At 63.4% G+C, this 11,271-nt stretch carries 10 protein-coding genes and 1 riboswitch; of the genes, 3 read left to right on the top strand and 7 right to left on the bottom strand.

The annotated features are described in order from the left end of the window. Positions 1–380 precede the first annotated feature (380 nt). Together ACLPJJ_RS07110 and metE are read right to left on the bottom strand one after the other, a co-directional pair. Entirely contained in the window at positions 381–1,448 is a 1,068-nt protein-coding gene (locus ACLPJJ_RS07110; RefSeq protein WP_443590249.1) for an NAD(P)H-dependent flavin oxidoreductase, read from the bottom strand. A 90-nt stretch (positions 1,449–1,538) separates the two neighbouring features. Beyond that, positions 1,539–3,836, bottom strand: coding sequence for a 5-methyltetrahydropteroyltriglutamate--homocysteine S-methyltransferase (metE, locus tag ACLPJJ_RS07115; RefSeq protein ID WP_443590250.1), 2,298 nt, complete (start codon positions 3,834–3,836; stop codon positions 1,539–1,541). A 90-nt stretch (positions 3,837–3,926) separates the two neighbouring features. After that, positions 3,927–4,122: riboswitch (cobalamin riboswitch) on the bottom strand. 55 nt (positions 4,123–4,177) lie between these two features. Here metE and ACLPJJ_RS07120 point away from each other — a divergent pair. Both ACLPJJ_RS07120 and metF read left to right on the top strand, forming a co-directional pair. Next, positions 4,178–5,140 carry an ArsR/SmtB family transcription factor gene (locus tag ACLPJJ_RS07120; RefSeq protein ID WP_443590251.1) on the top strand — a complete coding sequence of 321 codons (963 nt, stop codon included), beginning with the start codon at positions 4,178–4,180 and terminating at the stop codon, positions 5,138–5,140. Further along, complete coding sequence (gene metF / locus ACLPJJ_RS07125) at positions 5,137–6,030, top strand: methylenetetrahydrofolate reductase [NAD(P)H] (protein WP_443590252.1); 894 nt, start codon at positions 5,137–5,139, stop codon at positions 6,028–6,030. Before ACLPJJ_RS07120 ends, metF begins: the two co-directional genes overlap by 4 nt. A 194-nt stretch (positions 6,031–6,224) precedes the next feature. Here metF and ACLPJJ_RS07130 read toward each other — a convergent pair whose 3' ends face one another. Then, on the bottom strand, positions 6,225–6,992 hold the full coding sequence (locus ACLPJJ_RS07130; RefSeq protein ID WP_443590253.1) for an SDR family NAD(P)-dependent oxidoreductase: 768 nt from the start codon (positions 6,990–6,992) through the stop codon (positions 6,225–6,227). A 528-nt stretch (positions 6,993–7,520) separates the two neighbouring features. Between ACLPJJ_RS07130 and ACLPJJ_RS07135 the strand changes: the two genes are divergently transcribed. Further along, on the top strand, positions 7,521–8,012 hold the full coding sequence (locus ACLPJJ_RS07135) for a helix-turn-helix domain-containing protein (RefSeq protein ID WP_443590254.1): 492 nt from the start codon (positions 7,521–7,523) through the stop codon (positions 8,010–8,012). Between the two features lie 119 nt (positions 8,013–8,131). On the opposite strand, the gene ACLPJJ_RS07140 is transcribed toward ACLPJJ_RS07135, so the two are convergent. The 4 genes from ACLPJJ_RS07140 to ACLPJJ_RS07155 form a co-directional block, all read right to left on the bottom strand. Beyond that, on the bottom strand, positions 8,132–8,575 hold the full coding sequence (locus tag ACLPJJ_RS07140) for an acylphosphatase (protein WP_443590255.1): 444 nt from the start codon (positions 8,573–8,575) through the stop codon (positions 8,132–8,134). Between the two features lie 462 nt (positions 8,576–9,037). After that, positions 9,038–9,355: a hypothetical protein gene (locus ACLPJJ_RS07145; RefSeq protein ID WP_443590256.1), complete on the bottom strand. Its 318-nt coding sequence runs from the start codon at positions 9,353–9,355 to the stop codon at positions 9,038–9,040. A 300-nt stretch (positions 9,356–9,655) separates the two neighbouring features. Beyond that, positions 9,656–11,056 carry a transglycosylase SLT domain-containing protein gene (locus ACLPJJ_RS07150; protein ID WP_443590257.1) on the bottom strand — a complete coding sequence of 467 codons (1,401 nt, stop codon included), beginning with the start codon at positions 11,054–11,056 and terminating at the stop codon, positions 9,656–9,658. 118 nt (positions 11,057–11,174) lie between these two features. After that, on the bottom strand, positions 11,175–11,271 hold a 97-nt coding region (locus tag ACLPJJ_RS07155; protein WP_443588716.1), incomplete at its 5' end, for an IS3 family transposase.

An 11,271-nucleotide genomic window follows, 5' to 3' on the forward strand; every position in this document is an offset into this window, starting at 1 on the left:
CAGGCTTTCAGTAGCCTATTGCGCCCTTCTCGGCCATTGCCTGCGCCCAGAGACCTCCCCAGAAGCGGATATTCCCCACCCACTGGCCGCTTACGAGGACCTAGGCGTGCCAAATGCCGACCAGGGATGTGGCTATGGCAGCTAGCATGTGCAAGCAGGTTCTGACCGCGCCGCCCGGCAGCAGGAGGAGAACGAGCGAGATCTCAGCCACGCCGGACATCGCGCGAAAATCCGCCTCACGCCCACCGCCAGGGTAAGCACCGGCGTGATGCCCTCATTACCATCAATCAATTTTTCACTAAGGCCCCTCCCAAACGCCGCCTAGCGGATTGCGCGGTTCCCATCTCAATGGGGCGACTGATAGGCGTGACGATCCTCGATCAGAAAGCCCGTTCGAGTTCGGCGGCGAGGGTCGCCACCAATTGGGCCGCGGGCATTGGCCGGACAAGCGGCGCGCCCTGGCCCGCCCATTGCGCGCCGTAGCCAAATTCGGCCTTCGCCTTGCCGGCGGCGTGGAGCGCCTTTCCAAGGTCATAGGCGATTGGGTAGGCGGGAACATGATCCGCCGGCACCTCCACGCCGAGGGCGGTGAAGCGGTTGGCGAGACTCCTCGCCGGGCGCCCCGAGATGACGCGGGTCATCACCGTATGATTGGCGGCGTCGCTGAGGAGCACCGCACGATAGCCCGCATCGGCCAGACTCTCATCGGTGGCAATGAATGCGGTACCGAGCTGGCCCGCCGATGCGCCCAGCTTCAGCGCGGCGGCAATACCAGCCCCGTCCATGATCCCGCCGGCAGCAATTACCGGGCGGCCGATCTCTCGGGAGAGCAGCCTTGTGAGCGCCATGATACCGATCTGATCGTCCGGCGCATCCGGATCGAATACGCCGCGATGACCGCCTGCTTCCCATCCTTGCGCGATGATTGCGTGAATACCTGCCGCAGCGACGACACGAGCCTCCGCAAGGCTGGTAACCGAAGCCAGCAAGACAATCCCCGAATCACGTAGTGCGCGTATCGCGGCCTCTCGCGGCAGTCCAAAATGGAAGCTGACAACCGGCGGTCGCACGTCGAGCAGCAGGGACAGCATGTCGTCATCCTCAACGAAGCTGCGATAAATCTCGCTCAGCGCTGGCGGAGGTGTCGCGCCCAGCGCCTCGAACTCGGGGCGCAACCGCTCGATCCAGGCCGCTTCCACCACGCGGTTTGGCGTAGCAGGTTGATGGCAGAAGACGTTCACATTGAGCGGCCCATTTGACCGCTCGCGCACTGCCGCGATCATCGCCCCCGCACCTATCGCGTCGGTGGCACCGACGCCGATTGAGCCGAGCGCCCCGGCCTCAGTCACTGCGGCAGCCATCGCGGGCGAAGACACACCCGCCATGGGCGCCTGGATTATCGGCAGGCGGATGCCAAGCAGATCAAGCAAGGGGTTGTTGTTCGCCATGGCGGTGTCTCCTCACAGAAGGCTAGCTTAGCCGGTTTTGTTGGCCTGTAGTTTGCCAAATGCGGCGACGGGCATGCCGCCCCGCTCTGTTTACGTGGCGGAAGCTCGCGCCTGCCGCGCCGCCGTCACCAGATTGGCGATCGCCGCCTTCACCTCCAGCCAGCCGCGCGTCTTCAGGCCGCAATCCGGGTTCACCCAGAGCCGGCCGGCGGGCAAGCGCTCGGCCGCGGCCTCCAGCAAGGCCGTCATCTCCCCAACGTCCGGCACCCGGGGCGAGTGGATGTCATACACGCCCGGCCCGATCTCGGCGGGATATTTATACCCGGCGAAGGCGTCAAGCAACTCCATCTTCGAGCGCGCGGTCTCGATGGAGATGACATCCGCATCCATGGCACCAATCGCGGCGATGATGTCGTTGAACTCCGAATAGCACATATGGGTGTGGATTTGCGTTGCATCCGCCACGCCGGAAGCAGTGATACGGAAACATTCCACGGCCCAATCGAGATAGGCTTGCCAGTCACCCCGGCGCAGCGGCAGCCCTTCGCGCAGCGCGGCCTCGTCGATCTGGATGATCGCCGCCGCCGCCGCCTCCAGATCCACTACCTCGTCGCGGATGGCGAAGGCGATCTGCCGGCACGTCTCGCTGCGCGGCTGGTCATCGCGCACGAACGACCAGTTCAGGATTGTCACCGGCCCCGTCAGCATCCCTTTCATCGGGCGGGTGGTGAGCGACTGCGCGTAACGCCACCCGTCCACGGTCATCGGCTGGGGCCGCGCGACATCGCCATAGATGATCGGCGGGCGCACATAGCGCGAGCCGTAAGACTGCACCCAGGCATGCTTGGTGAAGGCGAAGCCGGAAAGCTGCTCGCCGAAATACTGCACCATGTCGTTGCGCTCGAATTCGCCATGCACCAGCACATCGAGCCCGACCTCCTCCTGCCAGCGCACGGCACGGGCGGTCTCCTCACGCAGGAACTGCTCATAGGCGGCATCGGTGAGGATGTTCTTGTCGTGGTCGGCACGAGCCTTGCGGACTTCCGGCGTCTGCGGGAAGGAGCCTATGGTGGTGGTCGGATAGGCGGGCAGGTTCAGCTTTTGCGCCTGGAGCGCGCGACGCACCGGGAAGGGTGAGGCACGCCGCGCCAGCGCCGGGTCGGTCTGCGCCGCGCGAGCTTGCACGGCGGGGTCGTTGATCTTGGCCGAGGTCCGGCGCGAGGCCACGGCGGCGCTGGAGGCATCGAGGATCGCGCGCACGCTCTCGCGCCCCTCATTCAGCGCCTTGGCCAGCACGGCCAGCTCCGTGATCTTCTGCTCGGCGAAGGCCAGCCAGTTTTTGATTTCCGGGTCGAGTGCCGTTTCACGGTCCAGGTCGATGGGCGTGTGCAGCAGCGAGCACGACGGGGCGAGAATGACCTCGCGGCCCGCGTGCACCACCGGCTCAACGCGGTCCAGAATGGCGTTGAGATCGGCCTTCCAGATGTTGCGGCCATCAATCACGCCGAGCGACAGCACGAGGTCCGGCCGCGCCCCGGCCAGCACAGCGGCCAGTTGCTCGGGCGCGCGGACGAGATCGACATGCAGCCCCTGCACCGGCAGTGCCAAGGCTGTGGCGAGGTTGTCGCCCAGCGCACCGAAATAGGTGGTGAGCATCAGGCGCAAACCGGTGGCGGCCAGGGCTTCATAGGCCGTGGCGAAGGCGGCGCGGGCGGCGTCAGACAGGTCCAGCACCAGGCAGGGCTCGTCGACCTGCACCCACTCCGCCCCGGCGCGCGCCAAGGCTTGCAGCATTTCGGCATAAATCGGCAGCAGTCGTGGCAGCAGGCTCAACGGCTCAAAGCCGCCCTCCTTGGCTTTGCCGAGGAGCAGAAAACTGACCGGCCCGAGCAGCACCGGACGGGTCTCGATGCCCAGCGCCTTGGCCTCAAGATACTCATTCAGCGCCTTGTTGGAAGCCAGCCGGAAAACCTGGCCGGGGGTGAACTCGGGCACCAGATAATGGTAGTTGGTGTCAAACCACTTGGTCATTTCCGCCGCCGGGGCGCCGTGGGCATGGCCGCAGCAAACGGCAGCTTCGGCGCCACGGGCCATGGCGAAGTAGGTGTCCAGGCCAACCTGCGCGTCACGCCAGCCATAGATCGCCGGAATGGCGCCAACCATGGCGCTGGTATCCAGCACATGGTCATAGAGCGAGAAATCATTGGACGGGATGATGTCGGCGCCCAGCTCGTGTTGGCGCTCCCAGGCCGCGGCGCGCAAATCGGCCGCCGCAGTGAACAGCGCATCGGCGCTGGTCTTGCCAGCCCAGTAATTTTCCAGGGCGGTTTTCAACTCGCGCTTGGGGCCGATGCGGGGAAAGCCGAGCGTGGCGACGGTGACAGTCATGGTAGCCTCAAAGTTGGGCGGAGCGTGAGGCAGGCGCGTTCGACCGCGGCACGCGCGGCGCGACAGCGGCCGGCCCGGGCACCCCGCCGGGGGACGATATGCGCCAAGGCAGGTCTCCTGGCTCACGGGTCGCTGTTTGGCTCCTGTCTTCCCAGGGGTGCGCCCCAGTGACGTCGCGGAGAAAACTCGCCGTTTACAGCTGCGGGGACAGCGCCGGCATCGCACCGGCTTCCCTCTTAGCTACGCCCCAAAGCTGGCGCGCAGAACCTCGACAGTGTGCAACAGGCGCCAAGCGACGACTCTTGTCAAGACATAAACATATCTTTATATGATAAACCATCATGAATAACACCCTTGCCATTTTCAGCGCCCTGGCCGACCCCACGCGGCTACGCATCCTTGCCCTGCTCCGCGCCATGGAACTCTCCATTGGCGAGCTGGCGCAGGTGCTGGGGCAGAGCCAGCCGCGCGTCTCGCGCCATGTGAAAATCCTCGCCGATGCCGGCATCGCGCAGCGCCGTAAGGAGGGGAGCTGGGTCTTTCTTGGCCTGGGCGATGCGGCGCGCGTGGCGCCACTGCTCGCTGCCATCGACGCCTGGAACAGCCAGGCCCATGACGATTATTGGGCGGTGGCGGACATTGCCCGCCTCGCCGCCGTGCGTGCCGACCGCGCCCGCGCGGCGGAAGACTATTTCAACGCCCATGCCGCTGAGTGGGACGAAATGCGCTCGCTGCACGCGGCGGAGAGCGAGGTTGAGGCGGCCATCCGCGCCGCGCTGGGCGACGCCCCCATCGGTCGGCTGGTGGATATTGGCACCGGCACCGGGCGGATGATCGAGCTGTTCGGAGCGGAGGCGGTGTCAGCCATCGGCGTGGATCGCAGCCCCGAGATGCTTCGTCTCGCCCGCGAGAAGCTGGCCCGCACCGGGCTGACCAATGTGGAGCTGCGCCAGGGGGACATGTTCGCCCTGCCGCTGCTCAGCGCCTCAGCCGATGCGGTGATCATCCACCAGGTGCTGCATTACGCGCAGCACCCCGAGGCGGTGATCGCCGAGGCGGCCCGTCTGCTCGCCCCCGGTGGCCGCCTTCTGGTGGTGGATTTCGGCCCGCACGAAAAGGAGGAGCTGCGCACCCGCCACGCCCATGCGCGTCTGGGCTTCGCCGATGAGCAGGTGGCGGGCTGGTTTGCTGCCACCGGGCTGGCGAGCGAGGCCCCGCACGCGCTGGTGGGGGGCGAATTGACCGTGAATTTATGGCTGGGGCGGCTACCTGTTCCGGCCGAGCTGAAGGAAGCCGCGCCATGACCCCGCTTTTTGCTGACCTCACCGGGGATATCGAAATCTCCTTCGAGTTCTTCCCGCCCAAGACGGAGAAGATGGACGCCGCCTTGTGGGAGACCGTGCAGGCGCTCGCCCCGCTCGGCCCGCGCTTCGTCTCGGTCACATATGGCGCCGACGGCTCCACGCGCGACCGCACCCATGCCACCGTCACCCGCATCGCGCAGGAGACTGGGATACCGGCGGCGGCGCACCTCACCTGTGTTGGCGCCAGCAAAAGCGAGGTCCTGGACATCGCGCGCGCCTACTGGGAGGCGGGCGTGCGCCATATCGTCGCGCTGCGCGGCGACCCGCCGCAGGCCGGGCAGCGCTTCACCCCGCACCCGCAGGGCTTCGCCAATGCCACGGAACTGACAGCGGCGCTGAAAGCGGTGGCACCGTTCGAGGTCTCGGTGGCGGCGTACCCGGAATGTCACCAAGATTCCGCCAGTCCCGAGGCGGATCTCGATAATCTGAAAGCCAAGATCGACGCCGGGGCGGACCGCGCCATCACGCAGTTCTTCTTCGCGCCTGAAACCTTCCTGCGCTTCCGTGACCGCGCCGCAGCTTCGGGCATCACGGCAGAGATCGTGCCGGGCATCCTGCCGGTCTCCAACGTGGCGCAGACACGCAAATTCGCCCGCCAGTGCGGCGCAGAAATCCCCGCCTGGATGGACCGGCTGTTCGAGGGGCTCGATGAACGGCCCGAGACGCGCCAGCTCGTGGCCGCAGCCATTGCCGCCGAGATGTGCCGGAAACTCTATGACGGCGGCGTGCGCCATTTCCATTTCTACACGCTCAACCGCGCGGCGCTCTGCTATTCGATCTGCCATCTGCTGGGAAAAACAGCGGCTACCGCCATCAGAGCCGCGGCTTAAACTGTGCTAGAACGTCCATGCGTCCGCGTCATGTTCGTCTTGGCCCCGCCGGTCGCTTCGCTTAAACCAGTGGCGCTTCGCTCCCGGCCATCGATGAAGACCAAGCGCCCAGCATCAATTTTATCCTGCTCGGCGGGCAGCACGGCGGTCTTCCCACAGCCCCTCGGCGCGCATCGCGCAGATCGTCGCCGTCATCACCGCGGCGCCATGCGCAGCGCGCCGTCCAGGCGGATGACCTCGCCATTGAGCATGATGTTCTCGACAATATGCGCGACCAGCGCGGCGAATTCCCCCGGCCGGCCGAGCCGGGAGGGGAAAGGCACGGTAGCACTCAGGCTATCCTGCTGCGCTTGCGGCATGGTGGCCATCATCGGCGTGGCGAAGATGCCCGGCGCGATGGTGACGCAGCGTATGCCGAAGCGGGCCAGCTCGCGCGCCACCGGCAGGGTCATGCCGGCCACGCCCGCCTTGGAGGCGGCATAGGCGGCCTGGCCGATCTGGCCGTCATAGGCGGCGATGGAGGCGGTGTTGATGATCACCCCGCGCTCCCCATCCTCACCCGCCGCCTGCCGGGACATGACGTCGGCGGCGAGGCGCAGCATGTTGAACGTGCCGACGAGGTTGATATTGATGACGCGGGCGAAGCTTTCCAGCCGGTGCGGGCCGTCCCGGCCCACCACCTTCTCGGCCGGGGCAATGCCGGCGCAGTTCACCAGCCCGTCCAGCCGCCCGAAGGCGCTCAACGCCCGCGCGATGGCCGCCTGCCCATCCGTCTCGTCAGTCACATCGGTGCGCTGGAACACCGCCGCCGCGCCCAACTCCGAGGCCAGGGGCTCGCCGGCCTCGGCGTTGATATCGGCCAACACCACACGGCCGCCGCGAGAGGCCAGATGCCGCGCCGCCGCCGCGCCCAGCCCGGAGCCGCCGCCGGCGATGACAAATACGTGGGAATCAATCTGCATGAGCTAGTCCTTGGCCTTTCAGTGAGCCGCCTGCTCGCGCAGAAAGGCGGCGTAGTCAGGCCGCGGGACGGCGTTCTGCTGTGGGCCGGTGGCGGGCATGGCGTTTCCTATGGGACATTGTTGAATGCTTCTGTCACGGCCGTGGGGCCGCCTAGGAGCATATTGCGTCAGAAGAACATGACCGTCGATGCCTGCTCCAGCATAATTTGTTTGGCGATTTTACTATGTTCGTCGTGTCCGCGACCCATGCGGAACGGCACATGATCCGCCTCAGCTTTGTGGAGGAGGCGCTGCGCCGTTCATTGCGGTTCATCGCGGTGCTGCTTGATGACCTGCGCAGCGAACTGGTGGTCGTGAATTAGCACCCAACGAGAGGCTGAAAACCTGCGGGGCGTCCATTTACTTTGACGGAGCGTAGTCACGCCGGTAGGCTTTAGAGCATGATTTCTTGAGGTAGAGTCATTTTTAGATTCCGGCTCGGGCTGAATTCTGATTCAAGATGCAGGCTGGGAGCGGAGGTCAGCATGCATGGGAGTTCCCTATTCTTTGGATTTGCGTGAGCGCGTGGTTGCGGCTGTGGCGTCAGGGATGAGCCGGCGGGGTGCGGCCAAACTGTACCAGGTGAGCTATTCGGCGGTGATTAATTGGGTCTCGCGTTCGTTGCAAACTGGCAGCCCGGCCGCCCTTCCGATGGGTGGCAAGAAACCATTCAAACTCGCGGAAGAGTCGGACTGGATCCTGCGGCGGCTGGCGGAGAAGCCGGACATTACCGGGCGGGAGTTGTTGACCGAGCTGCACGAGCGCAAGGTCGATGTCAGCTATTACGCGGTCTGGCATTTTCTGGATCGTGCCGGCCGGCGACAGATGGCTGGTACCTTTCAGACCGGCCATCTCAAACCCAAGGGAGTGTTATTGGACTATGCTGACGCGCGAGTTGGCGGGCGGTATGAAGTGGCGCGTTGCGGAGCTAATCACCGTCAGCGATGGCGCAGTCAAGACCCGCAAGGTCAACGCTATTGAACGCGGTCTGTTCTTCATCCCGGTCCTCGCCGCCGCCAATCAGGCCGCCGCTGTCGTCATCACCATCCAGCTGGCCCTGTTCGACTGAACGCTCATTTCCTAAGCATGCTATCAACGACTCAGTCGTTAGGTTGCAGCTTCTTTAGATCGTCGGCATTGAGGGTTTTTTCGAGAATTTGACGCCATGCTGCTTTGGCGTCTGTTGGCGAAATCGCCGTATCGCTGGCCCTCAGCTCGAAAACGAGATTATACTCATTCGTAATATTCCGGCTCGAGGAGGTCCAATCTACGATCGTAAACGTGTTCAGAGCGGGGTCGATGGCTGCGGACGTCGTCGTGATTTTGATGCCAGACGATCTTTTGGTCCCATCTTGAATGGTGGCAAGCGCCAAATCGATCCGCTGTTTGTCGCCTTGCAGAGTAAAGTGGACAATTTCGTTTGAGTCGTTTCTGGCCGATCCTGCGAGGTTATACTCGATGGCCCGTTTCATCACCAGAGCGCGAAATCCCACCTCCTGGTCGTTTCCGGTGACGGTTGCCTCAACAGCTTCTCTCTTGGCCATAATCCTACCTCCCGCCGAACGTCGCGAACCCGGACGCCGTCAACATCATTATAACGCAAGTCGCACGGCGGGGAACGGGCCGTAAGGAGACCGGCGACTTTCTGGTACACAACGGCAACAAGTGGGCGTTCGTTTATGGAGATTGCCAACGGCAGCCTTTAACCTCAAAGCAGTTGGTCGAGGTCGCCGACGACCGGTTAAAGATCGGCTTCATCATCAAGATTAGATATCTCAACCTAAAGCTTGCAATTCTGCTTTCGGTTCAGTGGTCACGTTTTGCTTGAGCTGTCTTTGTCGACTGCGAGACGCGCCCGATTTCGCGAGGATCCATATTAACAGTGGGCCGCGTGCTGGGCTTCGACCGCATGCCGCGCCCGGATGTCCAGCCGGCGCTGGGATGCTGCGCGGTACGAGCAGCCTGGCGCATTTCAAACGCTTTTCGGAGCATCTCTGCCGATGTAGTCACATGTGCGGGTTCGTCGTGCCGGGCCACTCCTTGTTTGCGCGCTTGATCGCTTGCGCCAGCACTTGCGCCTTCTGGATCGTTCCCAAATTGTCGCGGGAAGGTGCGGCGCCTCGGGCTTCCGCCTTGCCACGCATTTCGCGTTGCTGTTGACGGCTGATCGTTTGAGCGCGGTCGCGCTGCTCGCGAAGCCGCTTGACCAAGGCTGCCAGATCCTGCCGCGATAGTTCGAGAATTTGCGGATAACGGGACGCGTCAACGTCGGTCCGCTCATCTTCAGTTGACAGCCTGGCCTCGGTGTTTCGTTGCACGCTCAAAGGAGTATCTCCTCATCATGGTGATTTTGTGGCCAATTTAGCATTCAATGAGCCCGCCGTCTTCTGTTTTTGAAAGTCGGCTGCATTGAGCTGTAGAAGATATTCGCCGTACAAGTAGACCATGGAAGGAATATCGCTTTAATCGAGTGGCACCGTCTCCCCATGGCTGCCGAAAGAGCCTTGTTGTTTGGATGTCCGCTTTTGGAGAATACAACCAACAAAAGGAGCGACTGACATGGGTCCAGGCTGTGTAAAAACGCCGATTTCATCTAGGGAGCCAGTTGGGCGCTGATTCACATCTCACGCGCTCGATGCCGGTACGACAATGCATGGGAGCTGTCGCCCGTTGAGCGTTGCGCAGGCGTTGGCGGCCGCAGCCGCTGACAGGTTCGTCAGCCGGGCACGGTACAGCACCGGCCCGCCGAATGGGGTTGTTGCCGGCAAGGAGATGGTGGCCGCACCAAGCTCAGCCGGCGCTTCGGCGCGCGCACCCTCCGCCACGGCGCGGGCCAGGCCGAAACTGGAAAACGCGCCAACTTGAACGGCCCAGGTTCCGCCACTTGCCGCTGGGGACAGCGGCGGAGCGGGCTGCGCAACGGACACCGAAGCCGTAATTTGATCTGGCTGAGCTGGGGAACTGCTGGCCGGCTGATAAAGGGCTGAACCCGCGATGGTGACCGCCTGAGAAGCCGGCACAGGACTTTCCGCCTCAGGCCCCGTCTCGGCGACGCGAATTGGCGCCGGTGCCGTCTCGTTCGCAGGTGTGCAAGGGCTATCAGGATTATAAGCCATGTCCGCGTCACAACTACCGGCGGCAACGGATCCGCCTGGTGCCGATGTGCAAGGGCTATCCGGATCATAGGCGGCGTCCGCATTGCAAACGCCGGCCGAAGCCGTTTGCGCGGCTTGGATTTGCGTGGCGGCTGGCACCACCGCCGCTGGGGTCTGTACGGCGGAACAGGGATGGTCGGGATCGTATGCCGCGTTAACGTCGCACCCCATGGCGAAACTGGCGGCGCTTGGGGCGGTGACCGGGGTGGTTTCGGTGCCGCTGGCTGACGCATAGACTGCAAGCGGACCTGTCATCGGAATGCTGTTACCAAGGTTCGGCGCTACCGCCGCCAGGTAGTTCATGGTTTCCGTCGGCAGATCGCCATTTCCGGCGAGATAATTATCGAGGTCAGCTGGCCCAGCATTATAGGCGGCGAGAAAGGCTGGAGCGCCATATCGGTCGTACATCTTGCGGATATAGGCGGTCCCAGCCAAAATATTGTCCTCGGGATTGAACGGGTCCTGGCCCAGGCCATCCTCTTCGCGCAGCTCCTCATAGGTATCCGGCATGACCTGCATCAGGCCCATCGCACCGACGGATGATACGGCCTGTTCCTGCCCGCCAGATTCCTGGGCCATGACCGACCGTATCCACTGCTCTGGCACATTGTAGCGGGAGGCGGCCTCCCTGATATACGGCCCCCATGGATCGTCAGGCGGCCCCGGAGGCGGGTAATATTGGGTCGGCGCATATGCCAGATTGCCATAAGTATTGCTTTGAGACATGCCGCCCGGTCTAAGATTGCCCTGCTGGGCGCAAGCGGTGACCAGAAGAAAGGGCAAAGCATGAAAAAATAGCAGGAATAACCGGCGTTTTTGATTCGCCTTGGGGGTCATCTTCCAAGATTCACCCTGAAAAATTTCCGCCATTCGCTTCCGCGGCGCAAGCCGCCCACGCTCCTCACGGCCAGCAGGTAGGCCTGTTACAACAAATCGCCGCGACATCAGTCTATTACAATGAGCTGCTGCCGGTTTCGTGGACAGTAAGTTAAGCTAGCACGGCCTTGGCTTCGAATTCCATGGGGCTGAGATAGCCTAGCTTGGAATGGCGTCGTCTCGGGTTATAGAAGCGCTCGATGTAGTCG

This window comes from Acidocella sp. (assembly GCF_052326845.1).
Classification (GTDB): domain Bacteria; phylum Pseudomonadota; class Alphaproteobacteria; order Acetobacterales; family Acetobacteraceae; genus Acidocella.